General features: G+C 61.7%; 16 protein-coding genes and 2 pseudogenes. 3 read left to right on the top strand and 15 right to left on the bottom strand.

The genetic code is table 11. The annotated features are described in order from the left end of the window. Window positions 1-3: 3 nt before the first annotated feature. Window positions 4-2601: a glycosyltransferase gene (locus NUW12_06275; protein MCR4402378.1), complete on the bottom strand. Its 2598-nt coding sequence runs from the start codon at window positions 2599-2601 to the stop codon at window positions 4-6. A 147-nt stretch (window positions 2602-2748) separates the two neighbouring features. Between NUW12_06275 and NUW12_06280 the strand changes: the two genes are divergently transcribed. Then, complete coding sequence (locus NUW12_06280) at window positions 2749-3537, top strand: N-acetylmuramoyl-L-alanine amidase (GenBank protein MCR4402379.1); 789 nt, start codon at window positions 2749-2751, stop codon at window positions 3535-3537. A gap of 23 nt (window positions 3538-3560) precedes the next feature. On the opposite strand, the gene NUW12_06285 is transcribed toward NUW12_06280, so the two are convergent. The 14 genes and pseudogenes from NUW12_06285 to NUW12_06350 form a co-directional block, all read right to left on the bottom strand. Further along, on the bottom strand, window positions 3561-4337 hold the full coding sequence (locus NUW12_06285) for a CAP domain-containing protein (protein MCR4402380.1): 777 nt from the start codon (window positions 4335-4337) through the stop codon (window positions 3561-3563). Window positions 4338-4594: 257 nt separating this feature from the next. Next, window positions 4595-4870, bottom strand: coding sequence for a Veg family protein (locus NUW12_06290; GenBank protein MCR4402381.1), 276 nt, complete (start codon window positions 4868-4870; stop codon window positions 4595-4597). Window positions 4871-5111: 241 nt separating this feature from the next. Then, window positions 5112-5996 carry a sporulation peptidase YabG gene (gene yabG / locus NUW12_06295; GenBank protein MCR4402382.1) on the bottom strand — a complete coding sequence of 295 codons (885 nt, stop codon included), beginning with the start codon at window positions 5994-5996 and terminating at the stop codon, window positions 5112-5114. 207 nt (window positions 5997-6203) lie between these two features. Next, on the bottom strand, window positions 6204-6674 hold the full coding sequence (locus NUW12_06300) for a ribonuclease H-like YkuK family protein (protein MCR4402383.1): 471 nt from the start codon (window positions 6672-6674) through the stop codon (window positions 6204-6206). Between the two features lie 35 nt (window positions 6675-6709). Then, the gene (gene rsmA / locus NUW12_06305; protein MCR4402384.1) at window positions 6710-7609 is read right to left on the bottom strand and encodes a 16S rRNA (adenine(1518)-N(6)/adenine(1519)-N(6))-dimethyltransferase RsmA; all 900 of its coding nucleotides are present in this window, start codon (window positions 7607-7609) and stop codon (window positions 6710-6712) included. Next, window positions 7579-7767 (bottom strand): annotated as a pseudogene (locus NUW12_06310) (3D domain-containing protein). Before NUW12_06310 ends, rsmA begins: the two are co-directional and overlap by 31 nt. 165 nt (window positions 7768-7932) lie before the next feature. After that, window positions 7933-8607, bottom strand: a pseudogene (locus tag NUW12_06315) (ubiquitin-like domain-containing protein). Between the two features lie 373 nt (window positions 8608-8980). Next, window positions 8981-9583 (bottom strand): TatD family nuclease-associated radical SAM protein, encoded by a 603-nt coding sequence (locus tag NUW12_06320; GenBank protein ID MCR4402385.1) that lies wholly within the window; start codon window positions 9581-9583, stop codon window positions 8981-8983. Between the two features lie 71 nt (window positions 9584-9654). Then, window positions 9655-11145, bottom strand: a complete 1491-nt coding sequence (locus tag NUW12_06325) for a hypothetical protein (protein ID MCR4402386.1) — start codon at window positions 11143-11145, stop codon at window positions 9655-9657. Window positions 11146-11190: 45 nt separating this feature from the next. Beyond that, window positions 11191-12324, bottom strand: a complete 1134-nt coding sequence (locus NUW12_06330; protein ID MCR4402387.1) for a peptidoglycan-binding protein — start codon at window positions 12322-12324, stop codon at window positions 11191-11193. A 226-nt stretch (window positions 12325-12550) separates the two neighbouring features. Next, window positions 12551-14215, bottom strand: coding sequence for a clostripain-related cysteine peptidase (locus NUW12_06335; protein ID MCR4402388.1), 1665 nt, complete (start codon window positions 14213-14215; stop codon window positions 12551-12553). A 366-nt stretch (window positions 14216-14581) separates the two neighbouring features. Then, a complete protein-coding gene (locus NUW12_06340) occupies window positions 14582-15826 on the bottom strand; it encodes a caspase family protein (protein MCR4402389.1) in 1245 nt (414 codons plus the stop codon). A 55-nt stretch (window positions 15827-15881) separates the two neighbouring features. Continuing rightward, window positions 15882-16592, bottom strand: a complete 711-nt coding sequence (locus NUW12_06345) for a hypothetical protein (protein MCR4402390.1) — start codon at window positions 16590-16592, stop codon at window positions 15882-15884. 144 nt (window positions 16593-16736) lie between these two features. Further along, a complete protein-coding gene (locus tag NUW12_06350; protein MCR4402391.1) occupies window positions 16737-17930 on the bottom strand; it encodes a pyridoxal phosphate-dependent aminotransferase in 1194 nt (397 codons plus the stop codon). 1181 nt (window positions 17931-19111) lie between these two features. On the opposite strand from NUW12_06350, the gene leuS reads away from it, so the two are divergent. Continuing rightward, window positions 19112-21685 carry a leucine--tRNA ligase gene (leuS, locus tag NUW12_06355; GenBank protein ID MCR4402392.1) on the top strand — a complete coding sequence of 858 codons (2574 nt, stop codon included), beginning with the start codon at window positions 19112-19114 and terminating at the stop codon, window positions 21683-21685. A 444-nt stretch (window positions 21686-22129) separates the two neighbouring features. Next, window positions 22130-23173, top strand: a complete 1044-nt coding sequence (locus NUW12_06360; GenBank protein MCR4402393.1) for a radical SAM protein — start codon at window positions 22130-22132, stop codon at window positions 23171-23173. The last annotated feature ends 78 nt before the right edge of the window (window positions 23174-23251 follow it).

Genomic DNA, 23251 nt, shown 5'->3' on the forward strand with positions numbered 1-23251 from the left:
CAACTACACCTCCGACACACCATGACCCGCAGCGTCTTCTTCGGCGAGCCGCTCGTAAAGCTCCGCGTGCTTGAGAGCTATGCCGGACCAGTGGTTCCGCTTCAGGAAGTCGCCCATCCGCTCCACAAGTTCGGCACGCAGCTCGGGATCTTCGAGAAGCCTCCTGAGCCCCTTCGCTATCTCGCAGGGGTGTGCGGAAGGGATCTTGTACACCTCTCCCCCCAGATCCGAGAAGAACGGGACATCCGTGACGATCATCGGCCTCTCGGCGGACATCACGGTACGCGCCGCCGCCGACGTCCCGATGAGCCCGTGATCGCGGTACGGCAGCACGTTCACATCCATGGCATGGAGGATCCTGACCGCCTCGGGCTCCGGGAGATAGTCACGTATGATAGTCACGGAGTCAGAGACTCCTAGACGAGCCATAGTCTCGTCTAGCTGCGCGGCAAAGGTGCGAGAGCTGTGGTACGGCGCGATGGACGACAGCATGAAGCATTTCAGGCCGGGATGCGTTCGGCGGACCTCCTGCACCGCGATGGCAAGCTCTATGATCCCCTTGTGAGGCAGGCAGAACCCGAAGAAACCAACGGCGGGCCTGGTCTCGACGATCGCGGTCTCGCCGTCGAACGAGTACTTTCTGCAGCCCATGGGGATCACCGTCGTCCGCTCCGGATCCGCGCCCACTCTGCAGTACTCGGCGCGCGTCTCGTGGGAGTGCACGATGAGATGATGGAACGCCCTGGCAACGAACTCATTTGAGCGCGCAAGACCCGGCGCGAAATCGTGGGCAGTGGCAATGACTGGCACTCCCAAGGCGCGCAGAGCCGACACGGTCGACGAGAGCTCAGATATGTTGTAAAGCACGAATTCGTACTGGAAGTGGACGACGGTGACTCCGCTCGCGCCGGCGTTCCCATCGCGAACTCTGGAGCCCGAACCTCTGAGGAACGGCAAGATGCCCTCCGTCGACGCCGAAGTCACTACCACTGCTTCTACGCCCGAGTGGCCCAGGTGCTCTGTCAACGCTCTCGCGTACTCGGATATGCCACAAGGTTTCCCCCATGACGGCACAACCATCAAGACGCGCGCGACTCGACGCTTCGCCGGTCCTCTCGATCCTCCACCGCTTCGCGCGTCCGAGTCAGGAAGCGTGTCCCCGCAGTCTCCTCTCCACCCCGCGTCCCTCCATGCGCTGTGCTTCTGCGCGACCCTCGCCCCAACGACGGCGGGTGCTGAGCCCTGGATAATGGAAGCCGCCTTCCAGCCCACGCTTCTCAGTGTCTCAGGGGGTAGTCGGGTATCTGGCGGCGCCTGCAGAGAGGAGCCGTGAGCCCCGTGCGGCGGTCGGCTGCCTGAGATGTCGAGTTTCGAAACTGGCCCGCGTTTCGGATTCCATCGGCGATCGCTATACAACGGCTCCTGGAGCGGTGGGACAGGCGGGGGAGCGACGGGGGAAGCCATCCGGCGTCGTTGCTCCATGTCGTTTTCTATCTCGAGCAGCCTCGCGTACATGCATCTTGCCGCCTTGTCCCAGGTGAACCTCTCCAGCACATCCCTGCATCCTCGTATGCCCACATCCTTGGCTCGTTGGCGGTTCTCGTACACCCACCTCATGAGCGACCTGAGATGCGCCTCGCTCGGGCGCGCCCAGCGGGAGCCTGCGTACACCCTGTCATTGGGTATCCCGAAGGCGGGCACGGGCTCCAGCCCCTCGACGTCTATGAGAAGGCTGTTGTCATGGCTCATGAATTCAAGGTGCGACGACCAACCCGTGCATATGGCCGGCACGCCGCACGCCATCGCCTCAATCGCGGTCATGTTCCATCCCTCGCCGCGAGTCGGCAGCACGAAACAATCGGCGGCCGCGTAAAGGCGCGCCATGTCTGCCGAGCTCATGAGGGCCGGGAGGATGATGACCGGCGGGCCCTTCGGCTTTCCTGCGGCCTCCCGAATCGACGCTATCTCGTTCCTTATGCGAAGGCCGCTGGGATCATATGAGGAGTTGTCATGGACTTTGAGCACGAGGCATACGTCCTCATCGGGCCGGAACTCCGAGAAATACGCGCGGAGCAGTATGTCGTAGCCCTTGCGGGGAATCCACTCGAATACCGAGAGGAACGTGAAGCCCTTCCTGCCCTGAATGGGTAGGGGAGGAATCCCTGGATGAAACCGGCTCCCGTCGACACCCAGCGGCATGACGCGAACCTTCGTCTCCGCAACGCCGCTTGCGACGAAGGTGTCCCTATTGAACCTCGACGGTACCCACACCTCATCCATGAGATTGCACCTATCCACCCAGTCGTGAGGTATCCGGTCGGTCTCCAGCATTGTAAGGCCGATGGAATGACAGCCGGGTTCGCGTTCGAAGAATCCCCCCAGGAAGACGAAGAGCGCCGCACCCACTTTGACGTGCGCGTTGTGCACCATTCTTCCAAGGAGGGCTTGGGTATCGGGATCAAGGTCCACACGGGTGCATCCCAGAGGCCGGGGTTTCAAGCGGATGTTGACCCCCAGCCTGTGCAGATGGAGCACGATGTTCCGATTGACCTCTGCGTACCCCGCGGCCTCGAATACGGGACCGATATCTATGAGATCCACGAAGCACCACCGTCCCGGGCAGACCAAGACCGGCCAGGCCGGGGCCTGGCATGCTCGCGGGCATGGTCAAGACTCTGCGATATACTATGCCGGCGTCTGTCATGGGTTCCGCGAGCATATTAGTTGATCCGGAAGGGGGGCACCGCTTTGACTAGAGCCGGGAAGGTCTTGGTGGTGGTGATCGTTAAGCGGGCCATTGGAAGCGTCTTTGCGGGTGCCCTCATCCTTGCCTTTCTGGCGGCGATGACAGGAACTGCGCTGCCCGCGATCGCGCTCCCCGGCTCCGCGGTCGTCGGCAAGGTGATCGTCGTTGACCCAGGGCATGGTGGAGTCGATCCCGGCTCCCATGACGGAGAGGGAGTGACGGAGAAGGAGATAGTCCTCGAGATAGCAAGGGACGTCTGCCATCTGCTCGCGAGAGCAAGGGCGGTGCCCGTCCTCACGCGCCACGGGGATTGGGAGATGAGCCCGATAATCGAGAGCGAGACCACGCGCCACAGGCGCGATCTCGCCGCCCGGATCCACATCGCCCACCGCACGAACGCCGACGCGTTCGTCAGCATTCACGTGAACAAGGTGCGCTCGACGTCCACGAAAGGGGCCATCGTCTTCTACAGTCGCAACAACCCGGCGAGCAAACGCCTCGCTGCCTGCGTCCACAGCAAGATCAAGGACATCGCCCCCCATCAGGGCATGTCGGTTCTGGAAGGAGACTACTACGTGCTGAACGCTGCCAACGTCCCCGCGGTCATAGTCGAAGTCGGATTCTTGTCCAACCCCGAAGAGAAGGAGTTACTCCTTGCTCCGTCCCACCGCGGGCTGCTGGCCGAGGCCATCTTCGGAGGGCTCGTGCTCTTTTTCGAGGGAGCGGGGGTTACGCCGGAGCAGAAGGCCCCCTCCTCCATCGAGAAGAGGGAGCCCGCACCTGTGTTGTAGTCCAGGCTGATCCACGTTCTCGGTTACCAGGTTCCTATGAAGAGCTGCGTGAACATCTTCCCATACGGGCCTCCGTTGGCCACACCAACACCAATCCTGTTGTAGTTGGGGTTTAGGATGTTCTGCCTGTGTCCGGCGCTGTTCATGAGAGCCGAGTGTGCCTGGTCGACCGTGGGAGCGCCTGCGATGTTCTCACCGGCCGTGCGGTAGCTGATGCCGGCGTTCTTCATCATCGCGAATGGATCACCATATGTCGGCGATGTGTGGCTGAAGTAGTTGTTGGCGACCATGTCCTGGCTCTTCTTGCGTGCGAGGTCCACGAGCCGCGGGTCGACTGTGAGAGGCGCGAGGCCCGCCTTTGCCCTCTCTTGGTTGACGAGGTCTATCATCCGCTGCTCGTCGGCGCTAAGACCGGGAGTCGGATTGGGCTGGGGCTGAGGTTGAGGCTGCGGCTGGGGTTGAGGTTGGGGTTGGGGTTGGGGTTGAGGCTGCGGCTGCGGAGCCGGCTTGGACGGCGCATAGGATCCGCCGCTGTAATAGTACCAGGTGTTCCCGGACTTGTAGTACGTGCCTCCCGAGCCTGAATACGATCCCCCGCTGTAGTACGTGCCACCGTAGTTTCCGTACGTGCCCGAGCTGCCGCCGCTCTGGTAGTAACCGGAATTCCCCGACCCGCTGAAATAGTAGGTCTTGTTGCCACTGGAAGAGTAGTAGGTTGCCGCGAAGGTCTGGGCTGACGCCATCAGGATGGCGAGGCTGACAACTAGGAGCACCGTGACTAGGAATGTCTTTCTGTTCACGTGGACACCTCCTCTTACTTTCATAGTAACCGCAGCATAAAGCCCATTCAACTGGGAACTCACACCAATAGGCTTCTGAGCTCGTGCGTTGTCGGACCGCGTGCTTGTGTCCCCTGCTGCCGCCCGAAAGCAAAGCTCGAACGTGCGCGCATCGCGCCGTCGGGGGAGTACCGCCCTCTGTAACCCTTCGTACAAGACGAAGGCAGGGCGCTCCGCCACGCAGCGCCCTGCCTGCCTCGAATCAGGATCCGCCTATTTCAGCCCGCACAGCCGATTCTTCTCTCGCGATCCATGTACCTTACCGAAAGCTTCACGGTCTCAGTGAGCACATCGGCGTAGGTATATGAGACGCGCTTCACCACTCCTGGCTTCTCAGACACCTTCACAACGAACACCTTGGGGTACGTATTCTCAAGGACCCCTTCGGTCTCGAGGACTCTCTTGCGTCCCTGGTTCGCTCGTAAAGTGATGGTCTTGCCGACGAACAGCTCCAGGTCTCTCTTGATGTCCTCAAGGGCGTTTCTGGCTGCCATCTTACCACCTTCCTTGGCGGGCCATACCTGATACATTTTATCATAGACTCAGGAAGCCGTCAAGAAAGGTTTATAGTATAACCAAACCACTCCTCAAGTGTCAACGGGGCCATATGGCCACGTATTAGTCGTCGTAGCCCGGAATCGCCGGGAATGACCGTTCTGTCTCCGCATGTCTCAGTCGCAGTCACTCAAATTGCGACTGCACACACTGGCCTACTCAGGCCGTTTCCATCTCGGCTCACGGCCCGGTGTTCGGCAGGCTCAACCTGAGTTTGCCCTTGGTCTCAATGCCTCCGATCCCCTTGATGCCGCTCACAGTGTTCTCGATGGCGTGGGTCACTTGCACCACGCTGTCAAACGGAGTGAACGCCACCTTCTCGGCCACAAGGATCGGGTCGTAACAGTGGATGAAGACCCGCTCAGGGGAACTCGCGAAGTTCGCGCCGGCTTCCAGGAGGGCCTCGTAGTGCGACTGGCAGGCGCCTGCCACAATGACCAGCGCGTCCTTGTCCGGCTCCACCTGCCTAGCACGCCTCACCGCCTCCACGAAGTATCGCGACGTCCTGTAATTCTCCAACTTCGTCCTGTCGCCGCGCCTCGCTATCAGGCCGTCGTGCCCCGTGAGCACGAGGATGTCCGGCAAGTGCAGGCGAATGAGCTGCGCTACCTTGTCCGGCTGCGTCTCCTCAGGAACGTGCTCTCCGACCACGGGCACCCTTAGTTCCTGGTAGTACCTGACGCAGTTACCAAGGTAGTCCCCGTCCCCATCAAGGTGAAGGACGCGCCCGGGGATCTTTCCGTAGTTCAGCCCAGGCGGCAGAACATTGGCCTCGCGTCCGCGTAGCCCGGTCGTGCTGAGCTCCTCCGCCATCCGCCGAAGGAACACTTTGTCCAGGGACTCCTTCGAAAGCCTGCGTACATGCTCTCGAGCGGCCTCTATGTCTTTCTGATGCGCGCGCACCAGATCCGCGAGAGGAGCATCCGCCACCAGGCGGGCGTTCAACCCCTTGAGAACAGCCACCGCGCGGCGCGCGGGACCCGATAGCACTTTGAGCACTGAGAATATGACGTCAGACCCGTGCGATTTCCGCGAGACGGCGTCTCCGACCCTGATAAGCTCCACGTTCTCCCCTCCATCGGCACCGTCTCGGTTACCACCAACATACTATGAGGTGGACGAGAAAAGGTGCCGACGAGGGTCCTGCCTGCTGCCACGTTCGGTCTGCCGCACGAACGCTCAGGCGCCCGTCCTACGGGCGCCTGGGCTTGTCTCTTTGCGCGTCTCACATCTCACAGAAGCATGCCGGCTCTCCCGGGCTGGTCTCACCGGCTACTTCGTGTGCTTGTCCGCCACCTTCGATGCTCCGTAGGACTCAGGCTTGATCCTCGCGGAGAACCCTGTCCCTGTCACCATGCCTACGATCTCGCGGATGAGGTCCCGGGTCTCACCGTTTTGCCCGATGTCCAGGTGGATCTCCACGTCGAGGTCGCCGTAACCGTTCTTCGCCAGTCTCTCCGCGAGCTTGCTCGCGACTCCCAGGCTCTTGGCGGTCTCGTAGAAGATCCTCTGTCTCAGGCTGCGCCCCATCCTCTCTCTTTCTTTGCTGTAGTAATACCTGGCCCCCTTGCCGACCCTGTGAACGACGATGGCCGTAACAAAACACGCATCCTCCCGGAGCTGCGAGTCCGTCCCAATGATGAGCTTGTAGGGGACGCCCGGGACTTCCTGCACGTAGCTCATGATATCCTTGAACGTCTCGTTGAAGCTGAGCTTGCCCTTTGTCGGGCTGATGAAGACCACTTTCCTCACCTTGATGTCCAGAGGATGAATGCTTCCTAGTGCCTTGCGGCCAGGAGCGCGTCAGCCAGCCTGCCGAAATCGTCGATTGTCAGGGTCTCCGCCCGCCGGTCCGGCCTTACGCCGGCCACTTCGAGGGCCTGCCGGACCGTCTTCTCGTCGATCCCCGTGAGCGCTTCGCGCGTCTCGCCCGCCATCGCAAGCGCCCGCAACAGCGTCTTGCGCCTCATCGCGAACCCCGCTCTCACCACGGCGAAGAACATGTCTTCGCTGGCGACATTGACCGGCGGCTCCCGACGCATGAGGAGGCGGACGACAGCCGAGTCAATCTTGGGACTTGGATGAAATGCCTCGGGAGGCACGATCGCGATGAGCTCCGGGACCGCGCGATACTGCACAACTACAGAAAACGCTCCGTACCTCTTGGAGCCCGGAGCGGCGATCATCCTTTCTGCAACCTCTTTTTGCACCAACACCACTATGCGCTCGAGATACCTCAGCTCTTCAAGGAGCTTGAGGATGACGGGCGATGTGATGTAGTACGGCAGGTTGGCAACCACCTTGCATTTCCTGTAAGCAAGTCTATCAAATTGCATTAAGTCTGTCAAGCAAAGCTCCAGGACGTCGCCGTGAACGATGTCCACGTTACGACAGCCCTCGAAGGCCGCGCGGAGGACTCTCACGAGCCTGTCGTCGAGCTCCACCGCTATCACATGGGCCGCCCGCTCGGCGAGGGCCCGAGTCAAGACACCGGTGCCGGCCCCAATCTCGAGCACAGCGTCAGCGCGGCCAAGATCGGCCGCGCTGACTATGACGTCCAGGTACGAAGAGTCCACTAGAAAGTTCTGGCCGAGGTCTTTCCTCGGCCTGATCGAGGGGCCTCCCCTCAACCTGCGGGCGCAGGGCTTTACGGCTCTAGAACGTATACCTTCACCCATCTCTTTCCGTATCGCAGGGCCTCCTCCACAGTGGAGAAGAGCAGATCTATGCGGTTGCCCTTGATGGCGCCTCCCACATCGGCGGCGATTGCCGGTCCATACCCCTCAACGTAAAGCCTCGTCCGAAGGGGAATGACCCTTGGATCGACCGCCACAACGCCCGGCTCAGCCTTCATTCCGATTGCCGTGTACCCGTCGGCTGACTTGCCGCAGCTCCGTGGACCCGGCTCATACGCGGTCGCAAGCATCGTGTAGCAGTTGCGGTAACGGAACGTCCCGCGGGACGTGTGCAGAGTCCGCACAGGATTGCGCGTACCTACGGCAAGGAGCTTCGATACTGGCTCTCTCAGCACCTTGCTGGACAGCACCTTCTCCTTGACTGGCCGGCCGTCTTCGTACGTCACGAGCACTTTCTGTTCCCTCAGGCCCTCCACACCCGGCCGCAGAACTTTCGTCTTTCCGCGATCCATGTTGGGATCGGGCCTCTTCTCGATCCGGTACGCCACTCGGACTTGCCTCGTCACGACCTCAGACGTCACGCGGACGACTCTTATCCGCATCCCCAGGGTGAGGCCCACATCCATGCCGGGGCTCACTCTGTCATCCGGCCTGAGTAGCACTCCTACCTGGGCGAGGACGTGTTTCACCATGGGCCCGGTGGATCGGACCTCGAAGGTTCTGCCGTCGACGACCACCTCGACTGGAACCGCCCGCCTCACAGTGATAACGGCTGAGCCGTACACCCGCTCCTGGAGCCCTGGGGTCAGCTCGTCTCCTTCGCTCAACTCCACTCCAGCCTGATTTAGGATATCGCTGACCCTCAACGCGCTTGTCGCCACCGAAATGACTTCATCATCGACGATGACCTTGACTTCCCTTGCAGCTCCCACAAGGCCCGTCGTAAGAAGAACGGCGACGCAAACCACAAGCGCGATCTCCCGCTTTCGCTCAATCAGTACGGACGCCCGCTCCCGCTTTTCACAGGGGCTAGTCGTCATTCCATCATCCTCCCTGCGGTGCCGCACCCGCCTCCTCCCTTTCGCCTGATACCTGCGAATAACCTTTGCGGACCCGCACCGCATCCTCGAGTGTTCATTTGGACCGCCAGCTTGCACGGCTGCGTGCTTGTTCCCGGCCAGGCTTGAATGAATCGCCCGGCCGCACAAAAGCTTATTCTTTGGTATTCGCCCAAAATCGTCAAAATCCTCCTCAGATCGCAAGACGTCGCGGCGCGGCCAGTCCACCTCCGTACGCTGGGTCGTCCGAAACCATTATCGGCAGGTGCAATCCCTATTATGCATTATTCACTCCTACGGATGATCGTGTCACAAGTCACACGTACCCGTCTCACATGTGTCACACGTGTCCGTCTCATATGTGCGAATCGTAGTGTCGCACGCGGAACTCCGCCTTGAGCCTGGACGCGATCCTTCTGCATCCCCACATACTCACCCCGGGCACCTGTACCACACTCAGCACCACTCGGGGTATATGTCTCTTACACTCCTGTGCGAAAGCGATCACGGCTTTGAAGGCTTGTCTACCGTATATGGGATGGCACAATCTGTCGTACACCGCGGCGTTTGACGCATTGAGGCTTATCGACATGCAATCGATGAGACCGGCGAGCTCGGGCACGACATTGCGACCGTGTATGAGGTTCCCATGACCGTTGGTGTTCATTCTGACGTACATCCCGCGATCCTTCAACCATTTGGCTACGGCCTTCACTTCCTCCAGGCGCATCAGGGGCTCGCCGAAGCCGCAGAACACTACCTCCTTCAGGTGAGCGGTCGGTGCCTTTTCGAGCTCAGCGATCACCTGCTCGACTGAGGGCTCTTGGTCGAGCCACAGGCGCTCACCGCCCACTCCGTCGGAGGTCCGGCGGATACAAAACTCACAATCGTTGGTGCAACGGTTAGTGAGATTGATATACAATGAGTCCCCGATTCTGTATACAACGGACGACTGCACTCCAAACCGCCTCCCGAACCACTCAAGCCCCTGTGGGTCCGCATACTGGCTATCACTTCGCCAGACCCCTGTCAATTCCTCTTGTCGCCGCCATCCGGGCCGCCGCGGAGGCTTCTCGCCACGTATGCGTCGAAATCCCCCGCGCGAAGCTCGCCCTTCCAGAATTCAGCTATGGCGGGTCCGATGGCCTCCCTACGCACCTCCGTCTCCTTGATGACGAGCTCGGCAGATCTGTGGCGCTGAGCGACCCCGGACGCGGCTGAGTCGATGAGGAAGCGCTCGCTTGCCCCGTCCGGCCCGATCACACCGATCACCTGCTCCCTGTCGGCGAGGTGAGCGGGCACGACGCACATCTCCCTCGCGAGCCACAGCGCCTCCTTTCTCGCCAGCAACCGCGCGAACTCCACTGCAAGCCGCGCCGCGTCCTCGCCGCCGCGTCGCGGGTGTCTGAACACCATTGCTGAGGTCACGGACGTACATGCGTTCACCGTGCCGCCGGGCGGGTGCGGCACCGGGAGCAACACGGGCTCAACCCCCGTGTATGCAGCCCCCGAGCCTCCCTTGATGATTCTCTCCCGTCGTTCCCGGATGTGGCGTGCGAAGCCAGGGCCGACCGGTCCTATGATGGCGGCCCGACCCGTCCAGAAGAGCTCGAGCATGCGCCCGCCCATCTTTGACGCGGGCTCCGGGAACGCATCTTCGTCCCTCGCTTGCTCCAGAAAGGACAGGACCGACGCCAGCGGCTCCCCTTGCCAGGCCACGCTGCCGTCGGCATTGAGGACAACTCCTCGACCAGCCGCCCTCATCAAGATATCTACCGCCGCCGTGGACGCCGCGTCGAAGACAAGGGCGTAGGCTCGGTAGCGGTCGTCGACCCCAGTCTGCCGCTCGGTCAGGGTCCGCACCATCGCAAGGACGTCGTCATACGACCACCCGAAGGTCATCACCCTCTGCACGTCCACTCCTGCCTCACGCAAGAGCTGTGCGTTGCCTGCCCAAGACTGCACGGATATCCACGCCGGCCAGGCCCATGTGCGGCCATCGACCATCATCGCGTGGAGGGCGCGGGGTTCGAAGGCCTCAGCCGGCGCGTCGCCCGCGGCGGGGCCGCGCAAGAAGGCATCTAGCGGCACGATCAGCCCGCTCTCCACGAGCGACGGATCGAACGGCGCGACAACAACGTCCGGCGGCGTTGTGTTGGCAACCGCTTCAGCGATGGCACGACCGATCTCGTCCAATCTCAGCAGCACGTACTCCACTTCGACGTTGGGATAGACCGCCCGGAACTCGGCCTCGGCCTCATCTATGAGATCGTCGTACCCGTACCCATCCTTGAATAGCGGCCAACGGGTGCTCCAAACCCTGAGCGTATACGACCTCGCCGGGTCTACCCTCACCCACGGATGAACGGGATACCCGAGGAGCCTGTAGTACAGGGAGCGGGGATGAAACGGCCCGGGGGGCATCAACTCGGGCCTATTGAAGACGGCGACCACGGTGCCGGCAAACCCTAGCACGGCTAGAGCCGACACTACCGCGAGAACGATGCGAACCCACCGCATGGTCCTACCTCCGCCTCCAGACGGCCGGCGCCTCGGCCGCCAGCGTCATCTCAAGCCCAGAAGGTACAGCTCGTTCGTCCCAGCCCTGCCCGTGACGGGAACTCCATAGAACTTCTGCATCTCCTTGACGGCGGCCTCGACGCGTTCACCGAACCTGCCGTCGAGAGGACCGGCATCGAAGGCCTCGCGTCTTAGATAATACTGCAGCACCTGGACATCCTGGCCTGTTGAGCCCGGCCCGAGCTCACGCGCGATCTCGCCTTCGGGCTCATACCCGACGATGAAGACCTTCGTCTTGATCGGGACGAGCTCGAAGAGCTCCTCCACGTCCTCGTTGAACATCCTTATGCATCCCGCGCTTGCCGCGCTGCCTATGGACCACGGGCGGTTCGTGCCGTGGATACCGTACCCGCCCCAGGGGACGTTCAGTCCCATCCACCGCGATCCGAACGCCCCCCCAGGGGCGTAATCCTTTTCGATTATCGCGAACTCTCCGATTGGCGTGGGCGTGCGCCATTTGCCGATGGCGATGGGGTACTGCTTGACGACCTTGTCGCCGGCGTACAAAGTCAATGTCAGCTTGGTCACGTCCACCACTATCCTCCGCTCGCCCTCAGGGATTTCGCTCGTCGCGAGCGCGGGGAGGGTGCGTGCGCGACCCGTGGCCATTCTGAGCCACGTGTCGGGAGTGACCACGCCATCTGGCTCGAGGTCGACGGCCAGCTGGAACGCTCGAACGGCGGCATCGGTGGACGAGTCGAACACGCCGTCAGCCTTGCCCGAGAAGAAGCCCAGAGTCCGAAGGCGCTCTTGCAGCTCCACCACGTCGTGTCCCTTGAGAGGGGGGGTCGTGAGGTAAAGGCGGCGATTGGTTTCGCCGCAGGCCGGCACGACGATCCTGTACGACGGGGGATCACTCGCGTATTCCCACTTCGCACCATGTGCCGTGTCATGTGCCGTGTCATGTGCCGTCTCATCCCCGGCTGCGGGCGCGCCGTGTACCGTCGCGCCGAAAAGAGCCCCCTCGCGTGCGGGCTCAGGCGACGCTTTTGGCCAAGCGAAATGATCAGGCGAGCGCGGGCGCGTGGCGTACCACGCGCTCACGAGGACCGCCGCTGCGAATGCCGTCAGTATACGACACGCCATTCGCTTCCATACGGCTCTCGAGGCTCCGGTCATCCGCGACACACCCCTGATCGCCCCAGTCGTCAAGGCAGGTGATTGTTATACCAAAGATATATGAGGCCTTGCACCTGCCCATGTTGTGTTCCGCTGGTGGCGACGGGAGCGAGGCCAGCAAAGCCCTCGACCTCGCCGCCGTCCTGTTGGCTGCGGAGCTGAAGGCCTCGGAGAGCCATCGCGCTCATTCGACATGGCTGCGGGGATGTGGTCGCGGACCGACGCGCTACGGATCCACGTACTGGAAGATGTCGCTCCAGTGCGTATCCTGCTCGAACTGCAGGTAATCGTACCCGTAGACGCCGGCCGCGAAGTACCGGTCCGGCAGGTAGATGGAGAGCCCGTTTCCATAGGCGCTTGCTTCAGGTCTGCCCGCATAGAGCCACGGCCCGGAGAGCGCCTGCAGAAGAGCATTGGTCTTGGCACAAATCCCATCCTTTGCGGCGGCGGACACACCGTAGGCAGGATCCGCCACGCGGGAGCTCAGCTTCCTAGCGAAGTCCACGATGTCGAAGTGCGGGTAGCCCCAGTACCGCAAGGTCTCCAGCCTGGCGGCGGCGAGAGCTTGCTTGATCCTGGAAGCGTCGGTGCCACCCGAGTTGGCTTGGATGCGGCGCACGAGTTCGTCGCTAAGAGCCTTGACCGCGGCCGCGATGCCATCGGCCTCCTCGAGGCGGAACGCGGATAGCGTGACGCCCGAGGCGGTCCCGTACGAGGCAAGGTACGAGTCAACGACAGTCATCGCGAAGTCCCAGGGGGAGGTGCCGTAGGGATCCGCGCAGAGACCCGAAAGGGCTTCATTATAGTCCCAGCCTTCCTCGGGTTCGAGCCCTTCCGAACCTACCGCGATGTCCGCGACCCCACGCATCTCGTATGCCACCTCTATCATCTGCATCAGGCACGCATCGAAGCCGATGACGGCGAGGCGCGGTAGGCCCTCGAGCGCTGCGCGCACCTGGTCCAAGTCGAGCGCGCGGCCGCTCTCTTCATCTAGACAGATCGCCCGCGGCGCGACGCGCGGTCTCCGCCATATGGTCCAGCCGTCGCCGTGATCCCAGAGCACGAGCACATAGTGCTGAGCCGGATATGACGCCATGCACCACGCGACGAAGTCGCGGAGCGACGCGGGATCCGCCATGTCCACCTCGGTCTCAGCGTTGTTCCCATCCCAGGGTGCCAACGGAGATACGACGGTGCCGTAGTCGGCCGAGCCCGGCGGGTTCGGGTCACGGGTTACGTAGTAACGCCGCGTCCCCGTCCAATCTCCGTTGCTCTTGTCGAAGCCCTTAGCCCTATCTATCTGGACCAGGATGTTCACCTCGCCGGTGGAGCCCACCTCCTCCAACTCGTTCAGGTCCGCTATCGCTGCGGACTCGAGGTTGTTGTCAGCGCACATGTAAACCATGACCGTCCATTTCCCGAGGAGGTTGCCGTACGCTCCGTTCAACGTGGTGACCTGACCGCTGCGGACTAGAACTTTCGTGTCAAGCCGGAAAGGCTCGTAAACGATGCTGACCGTCTGAGTGCCCGGCGTTATCCCGTCTTTTCTGAAGTAACCCATCGCGTCAGTTACCGCTGTGCCGCTGGACCCGGTCACGCTCACGACGGCTCCCGCGCACGGCTCGTATCCTTCTGGCGCCGCCGGCACACCGCGCCGAGCAGCCGGGGCGATCTTGAGCTCGAGCCCGTTGCGTGCGTTCTGAGCCAGACCGGCGGAGCGACTCGCTCCAGCGACCGACCGTGCCTCAGTCGGCTTGAAGACGTACCCCTCCACCGAGCCCGGTCTCGGGACAGCGCCGCCGAAGCATCCTGTGATGAGGACGCTAACAGCCACGACAGCGATGATACCCGCTATAGTCTGAGGGTTCCAGCTCTTCTCCGTCATCCTCATCGACGACCCCACACTCCTTGCTGCTTCCATTCAAGGCTAGCTCTGTGATATATGCTATCACTTACCAGATTTAGGTCAAGTCACCTAGAGGCTACCCAGGAAGGGGATACGCGAGGCTGGAACCAGGGATCGAGCGTCTCCGTCCGCATGTCTTCATTGGACTCCGTTCACTTGAAGAGGTGCCCGCACCAATCGGGATGTTCGTGGGCGTACGTCAGTGCCCGCTTAGGCTTCGACGGCGGGGTTCTCGGGTTGTGGTTGCCAAAAAACCGCGTCTCACTTCCTGCGATACAAACAGCGGCGGCCACCCCGGTTCGGGATGGCCGCCGACAGGCGTGCCTGTCGTTGTGTGTCGATTGCTGAAGGTTATGGCACCCGGTAGATGGGAATGTCTCCTCTCTCGGTCGGTTCTGCATAAAGCTGTGGCGTCTGCGATCCGTAAGGGTATCCAGTCGTACGGTTCTGCACCAGAGGCTTCGCATAGTTGAAGGCCTCGCGGGCAGTGATAAGATCGTCGCTAGGACTCGTATCCGCGGCTCGAGTCTTTATGCCGTTACACAAATAGTATGTGAATATGCCGTGCCCACCGTCGAGAGTCTCATCCTCATAAGACACCTCATCGTCATCCGACGCCATAAGCACGACGTAGCCGTACTTGTTCAGGTCGCGCGCGAGGCCCGACAGGCCCGGCCGGAAGTCCTTCATCCACGCCGGCCCGAAGGTGGAGCGAGTGACGCCCTTGGTCATGCCTCCGCTATGGCAGCTATCGAAGATGAAGAGGCAGAAATCCGTGGGAATGTGGCTCTGAATCCAGTCTGCCAACTCGTCATCAGTGATGACCTCATCATCGGCGGCTACTATGTACTCCTGCTCATAGTCGCCCGCCGGGTCCGGGTCTGGGTCAGGCTGGTGGCCACCGTGTCCAGAGAAGGTCATGACGAAGTAGTCCTGGCCGTACTCGCTCATCTTGGACCCGATTTCCTGAATCGCGGCGAGGATGCCGGCCTTGGTGGCCTCGCCGTCGGTTAGCAACTCGACCTCTCCGGCGTATCCGTTGATGCTCCAAAGCGTCTCTTCCAGTAGCTCTGCGTCGGCCACGGCGAACCTCAAGTCATGGTAGTCGTCATCTCCCGGGTCGCCGGGGTAGTCGTTTATCCCTATGATGAGATAGAAGAACGAGCCCAGCTGGGCGTCCTCGAGGTGCGTCGTCCTTCCCGCCACCACTTGCACATCCGGATACATCAACCCGTTGATGAACCTTTCGTGAGTTATGGACACGTCGTACCACCCGGGGTCCAACATCGTCAAGCGGAAGTAACCTTGGCTGTTGGAGTAGACAGTCTTTCCTCCCGGGACGGCGACCACCGTTGCACCTTGTAGAGGTATATAGCCCTTCGGGGCCTTCGAAGACCGTGAGACCATCATCTTGGGCCCAGCGCCATCGCCACCTTCGGTGCCTCTGGCGTCGCTTTGTTGGTACACGTACCCGTCGATACTCCCATAGAGCAGAGTGCTTCGCCCGCCCCCGAAACACCCGGTGAGCGCGAGCGTCGCTGCCAGCAGCGCGATAAGCGCCGCGAGGCGGAGGGCCATGGTTGACTTTTTCAACATCGATGCAAACCTCCTTGAATCACGAGTCTCTACAGCAAATCGTGAAAACCTTTGGCTAGCAAGCAGGTCGGTCCCCTCCTGTTTGCTGCTTCGGGCCGAGGACCCTGCCGTCCTTGAACCTCACGCACGGGCGGCCGTCGCATTTTGCCACGACCACCCCCACTACCTCCACTCTCGTGCCCTGATCTCCCTTGCGCCAGGGGCTAAGCCCCGGGATCGCGCCGCCAGTGACGTATATCCACCCCGTCTCGTCCTTGAGCAGCCAGTCGCTACGCGTGACGGGCGCCCCCGCTTCAGGCCCGACATCGCCGCTCCAGCCCATGTACTGGGCTCTCACCATGATCTCCTTCGAGAGAAGCCGACCCATGTTCTCGTGGATCTCTCCAACGGTCTCGACAAGCTCCATCTCGTGTTGGAGGCACTTGAGCCTTTTCGGAACGAGATCTGGCGCGACTCGAAGAAGGAGTCTATAGAGTGAGGCCAGTGCCTCGTTCAACCTCCTTTCGCGCACGGCATTATTGATCGTGGATACGCAGTCGGAACAGGGGTCCTCCAAGACGCGCGCCACCATCACGCCATTCGAGGATCCTTCCCAGGCAAGAGGCGGTCCTTCACCGCCGCCATCTGGTCCCCCAAGGGCTGGGCACACGACGGGAACGAAAGCGGCGCCCGCCGCGGCGGGCTGCGGGAACAGAATGACCGCAGCGACGGCAGCGATGGTGACAAAGACCATGAGCGCCCTATCTGAGGACGCCCCTTGCTCCACTAGGCCACCCTTCTTCCCTTGCATGTCCGCACAACAAGATATGCCGCCAGCAAGACGCTTATGAACCGCACGAACCACAGACGGAACAGACAGGTGCTTCACACTGAGGCTTGGGTCAATCAGCGCGGGCCAGTCTGGACGGGTTCAGCGACGCTTTCCACTCTTTTCGAAGAACCGCTCGAGTCTTCCAAGTCCCTCCTCGATGTTCTCCAGGGAGTTGGCGTAAGAGAAGCGCAGGTAACCCTCGGCGTTCGGGCCGAAGTCTATTCCGGGCGCAGTAGCGACGCCACATTCCTCGAGAATCTTGAACGCCAGGTCGTAGGAGTCGGCGGAGTACTTCCGGGCGTCTGCAAGCACGTAAAAGGCGCCGGTTGGCTCCACCGCCACCGACAGGCCGATCTCCTTGAGCCTCGGGATGATGTACCGACGGCGCTCGTCGTAGGTGCGAACCATCTCGTCCACGTACGGCTTACACTCGTCGGAAAAGGCGGCCACAGCCGCCCGCTGCGTGAAGGACCCCGCACATATCAGCAGGTTTTGCTGAAGCTTCTGAACAGGCCTGACGAACTCCTCGGGCAGGATGGCATAGCCCAGGCGCCACCCAGTCATCGCCCAGGTCTTGGAAAACCCGTTTATGACGAAGGCGTTGTCGGTGAACTCGAGGATCGAGTGAGCGCGCCCCTCGTATACGAGACCGTGGTATATCTCATCTGACACGACGGGCACGCCGATGTCAGCGATGGCCTGTAGGTCCTCTGCGCTCAGGAGGTTGCCGGTGGGGTTTGCCGGAGAGTTGACCAGGATGGCCTTCGTTCTCGGAGTGACGTGGGACCGCACCTCTTCCGGGACGAACCTGAACCCGTTCTCGGCCGGCACCTTCACTCGCACCGGGACACCTTCCGCCGCGCGAATGTAGTTTGGATAGCACGAATAGCACGGATCCGAGATGATCACCTCGTCGCCAGGGTCGAGAAGGGCCTCGAAGACCAGGAGAAGCGCAGGCGAGCTTCCGGGGGTCACGATCACCCGCCGGGCGGACACATCTATGCCGTACCTCTCCGAATGGTACCTGGCTATCGCCTCGCGCAGTTCCGGAATGCCGAGGCTCGGCGTATACCCGGTCTCGCCCGCGGCGAGCGCCCTCCGACAGGCCTCTCTCACCGGCTCCGGCGTCCGGAAGTCCGGCTCGCCCACTTCGAGATGGATGATGCTTCTTCCGGACCGCTCGAGCTCTTTCGCCCTGTCGAGCACGTCCATGACTATGAAAGGCGGTATCTCGCGAGCCCTTCGCGATTGCGCGACTCCAATGTCCGCTCCTGCCCCTGTCTTCCTCGCCATCTTCCCCTTGATCGCGCCCCTTTCACCCGAATGCGGAACTCCGATCCGGGACTCCGATCACGAGTCCCGGACCCCGTCATCCCACCACTGAGAGGGTCGAGGACGTCACGGCCACCCATCCAGCGCACACACGGACGTAATTCAACATCCCGAGTCATAGTCCTGCTCACGGTCCAGCCCGGCACCGTAATCCCGGGGACGACCCTTCCGCAGCCACGCGACGCGCAGCCACGCGTCGCCGCGGGCACGCCGTTCGCGCGGTCGGAAACGAGGTTCCTGCGTCGTGTCCTCGACGCCCATTCCGTGGACGCGGCGGCGAGCAGGAATCCATGTTGCGCCGGCAGATATGAGATGATATAATACGAAACAACAATAGGAGCATAATAGGTCAAAGACGATGAACGGGAGCAGTAGGCGCGCGGGAGGGCCTCAGAGAACCGCCGGATGGTGCGAGGCGGTGGACTCGGCGGAGCCGAACTCGCCCGGGAGTTTCTCGTCGAACGGCTGGTTCGCCGGGCATCACTCTTGATCGAGTGTCGCGGCAGCGAGGCGAGCGCGGTGCCGCGATGCGCCAACCAGTGCCAGTAAACGGAGACGGATCCCACCGTTACGCGGGGAGGGCATGGGCGGGTTCCGCCAAGGACTCCAAGGCGCTGTTTTCGCGGCGCGAGGAGCGCCGCACGAGAGGCCGCCGTCTCTGGGCGATGTCGAGCGTCTCACGATGAGGCTCTCGGTCAAGCTTTCGGTCAGGCTCTCGAGATGCTAGCGGCGGCAGCGCCGCGGTTCTACAGCACTCCCGCGAGTGCCCGGGTGAGTGGGCCGAGCGAGCTCGGTACGCCGAAGACGCCCGGGATGCCACGATACCGTCTGGAGCGGCGGGGCATGGCATCTGGTGGCTGCCGGAGGCTACCAGCGGCTACGGAACGGGCCGCGTTTCGGTCGTCGTTCCGGTCGCTTCGGTCAAGCAGAGTGGTACCGCGAGGGTAGCGTATGACCCCCGTCTCTCAGTGGAGACGGGGGTTCTTTTCGGGGTCGTCATATTTGAGGGTTCGTTGAGGGTTCGTCGTTCTCTTCGTTTCCTTCGCGAGGGTTCACACCGCTAGTATTCATTAGGATTCATAAGGTTTGCGCCGCCTATGTCGGCGCACGCGTACGTATGCGAGGAGGTTGAGGGCTTCCAGATGGCTACCGAGAGGGCATCTGAACATGTCGGGAGATACGACCACCAAGCAATAGAAAAGAAATGGCGCAAGATCTGGGAGGAGACCGGCGCCCACGCGACGGACGAGAACCCAGACAAGCCCAAGTACTACTGTCTGGACATGTTCCCGTATCCGTCCGGCTCCGGCCTCCATGTCGGCCACTGGCGTGGCTACGTCCTGAGCGACGCATGGAGCCGGTACAAGAAGATGCAGGGCTACGCCGTTCTCCATCCGATGGGATGGGACGCGTTCGGGCTCCCCGCCGAGAACGACGCGATCAAGAAGGGCATTCACCCCGAGGTGTCCACGGCTCGCAACATCGCCACGTTCAAGCGGCAGCTCCACGACATAGGCGCCATGTACGACTGGGGCCGCGAGATCAACACGAGCTCGCCGGAGTACTACAAGTGGACTCAGTGGATTTTCCTGAAGATGTTCGAGAAGGGCCTCGCCTACCGCAAGGAGATGCCGATAAACTGGTGCCCGAGCTGCAAGACGGGGATCGCCAACGAGGAAGTCGTGGCAGGGGAGTGCGAGCGCTGCGGCACCAAGGTCACAAAGAAGAACCTGGTCCAGTGGATGCTGAGGATCACGGCGTATGCCGACCGGCTCCTGGAGGATCTCGATAGACTCGATTGGCCGGAGAAAGTCAAGAAGATGCAGGCTGACTGGATCGGCCGCAGCTACGGCTCGGAGATCACCTTCGATGTGGAGGGGAGGAGCGATACCATCACGGTCTTCACCACCCGGGCCGACACGCTCTTTGGAGCGACGTACATGGTCCTCGCGCCCGAGCACCCCCTCGTACCCAAGATCACGACGCCGGAGAGGAGCAAGGCGGTCGAAGACTACATCGAGCGCACCCTCGCCAAGTCGTCGGTGGATCGGATGACCGCCACGAAGGAGAAGACGGGCGTATTCACGGGCGGCTACGCCATCAACCCCATCAACGGGCGGCGCATTCCGATCTGGATAGCCGACTACGTGCTCATGGACTACGGCACGGGCGCGGTCATGGGAGTGCCCGGCCACGACGAGCGCGACTTCGAATTCGCCACCGTGTTTGGACTTCCGATCCCGCGAGTGATCGCCCCGGCTGAGGTGGCGCGGCGGGACATGGCGAGAGCCGCAGCGATGCCCCTCGACCACGCCGAAGCTGAGTACGGAGTGATGGTCAACTCGGGCGAATTCGACGGAATGACGTCAGAAGAGGGTAAGAAGGCCGTTACCGAGAAGCTCGCTAGTGTGGGCAAGGCGCGCTTCACCGTCAACTACAAGATGCGCGATTGGGTGTTCTCACGGCAGCGATATTGGGGCGAGCCGATTCCCATCGTGCACTGCGAGAAGTGCGGCGAGGTGGGCGTGCCCGAGGACCAGCTTCCCGTGCTGCTGCCGCGCGTGGAGCGGTACGAGCCGACGGGGACCGGCGAGTCGCCTCTCGCGGCGATATCGGAATGGGTGAACACCACCTGTCCGAAGTGCGGCGGGCCCGCGAAGCGCGAGACCAATACCATGCCGCAGTGGGCGGGATCGTGCTGGTACTTCATCCGCTACGTCGACCCCAGGAACGACGCCCAGCTTTGCGACCGGGCGAAAGCCAACGCTTGGTTGCCGGTGGACCTGTACGTGGGCGGGATAGAACATGCCGTGTTGCACCTGCTGTACTCCAGGTTCTACGTGAAGTTCCTGTACGACATTGGAGCCATAGGGTTCGACGAGCCTTTCGCGAGGCTCTTCAACCAGGGCATGATATACAAAGACGGCGCGAAAATGAGCAAGTCCAAGGGGAACGTCGTGAGCCCCGATGAGATGGTGGAACGATACGGGGCCGACTCGCTGAGACTCTATGAGCTCTTCATCGGCCCTCCTGAACTGGACTCCGAATGGAACGACAGCGGAATAGATGGAATGTACCGCTTCCTCAACAGGGTGTGGAACCTCGTGACCTCCCAGGCATGCTGCGGAGCAGAGTCAGAGGAGAAGTCGTCCGTGCGGGCGGGGAAGGCAGCTTCAGCAAAGACCCCGGCGGAGTCCGCTACGGAGGCGGGATACGGACCAACCGCCGGCGCGACGCCGGACGCGCTCGAGCGGCAGCGACATCGTGCGATCATGGAAGTCACTCAGCGTCTCGAGGCGTTCAAGCTCAACACGGCGGTGAGCGCGCTGATGTCGTACGTCAACTTCCTCAACGACTGGGCGAGCGAGAGCGGTCCGGTCGACCGCGAGAGCCTGGACACCTTAGTGAGGCTTCTCGCGCCGTTCGCGCCGCACATCGCTGAGGAGCTTTGGCGCTGCCTGGGCAAGGAGGAAAGCGTCTTCGAGGCGAAATGGCCAAAGTACGATCCCTCCAAGACGGAAGAGGACCTCGTGACGGTGCCCGTCCAGGTGAACGGCAAGCTCAGGGGCACAATCCAGGTGCGCCGGGACGCGCCGGCGGAGGAGGTCATAGCCGCTGCCAGGGAAGCGGGCACCGTGCCGCGGCACATCGCCGGGAAGGAGATCGTCAAGGAGATGTATGCTCCCGGAAAGATCGTCAGCATCGTGGCAAGGTAGGCGCGCTCCCGGTGCGGTCCGGCCCATGGCAAGACGCAGTCCACGGACGGAACCCACGGGGGGGCCCACGGGGGAGCCCACGCAGGCCTGGCGCTGCCAGGCCTGTTCTTTTCTTGACAACACGCAGCTTCCGTCCCCGAAAGCGATGGTTCGACCCTGCCTGGTCTGGTGCACGGGCGATTCATGCAAGCTTCGCCAGCCGATACAGCGCGACGACACGGGCGCAACTCAACGACACGAGCTCAACGCGAAGGCCCGTGCAAAAAGACCCGACGCCTAGAGGAGAAATGAACGCATTGTAGAAATATATCCTACAATTCTTTGCTCCACCTTTGCGTCCCCACATTCACAGCTCTTCCAGTCGTAGGCACTTATCCCAGGAGCGTTCATCTGTCCTCAGGGGTAGCCCACGCGAGAGCGCTCGAGGATCGGGTGGTGTGCCTTATGAGCTTCCGGGTATCCGTTGGGTCCTGCTGCTTTAGTTCAGTTTCCCGCGATGGGCTGTTCGTCCTGTGGAACGTCACAGACCAGTGTAACCTTGCTTGCCCACACTGCCACGCCAGGGCGACACGGGAATCTCTGCATCCCGAAGACATGGGGCTGCGTAGAGCTGGTCTGAAGGTCGTGATGGACCGCCTGTCGGACGTGCGACCCCGCCTTGTAGCTATCTCGGGTGGTGAACCGCTTCTGTTCCCCGAGATCCTCTGGCTGCTCCGGGAATTGAGTGAACACGGCCTTGACACCGATGTATGTACCAACGGCACGGCGGCATCACCGGAGCTCGTCAGAACGATGGCAGCAACCGTTAGACGGGTGTCCGTAAGCCTGGACTCCTTTTCACGGGAGAAGTCCGCCATTCTCAAGAGATCGCCAGAAGCGTCCGAACGCGCTTTGGAGGCGATAGACGCCTTTGTCGCAGCCGGTATGCAAGTTAGTGTCTCGGTGGTGCCTACGGGGATAACCTACGAGGAGATCGTTGCGACGGCACAGGGTTTGGCAAGGAGGGGCGTTGCGTCCATCTCGATTCTACCTCTCATGGCGACCCGAGACACCAGCTATCGCCTCACTCCGATCGCGTGGAAGCACCTTCACGACAGCCTTCCGAGGCTCATCGACGTTTGTCGACGGTATGACGTCGAGCTCAAGCTGAAGGGTTTCCCCTTGGACGAAGAGACGATGACGCGCTGCGGGGCCGGCGAACACGTCGTGGCGATAAGCTCCACGGGTCACTTGTGGCCGTGCGCCTTCTTCGGAGAGGACTGCGATGAAACGGATCTGATGAAGGTCACGATCCCTGAGGCATTGGCCTCGTCGAGTTTCGAGCGGTTCAGACGCGACATATCGCGGACCGCCTGCGTTGATTGTGAGCATGCATCGTTCTGCGGAAAGGGTTGTGTTGGGGTATCGTGGGTGGAGCAAGGAGTCATCGCCCCGGACCCACGATGCGTAAGAAAGACTCTCCGTTCAACGGATATCGGGCCAAAGTAAGCCCGCCAGTGGCCAAGATGAGTGATCACGCAGTTTGGTTGGGAGCCCGATCCTGACCCCGAGCTCAACAAAGAGGGC

Source organism: Bacillota bacterium (assembly GCA_024653485.1).
Classification (GTDB): domain Bacteria; phylum Bacillota; class SHA-98; order UBA4971; family UBA4971; genus UBA6256.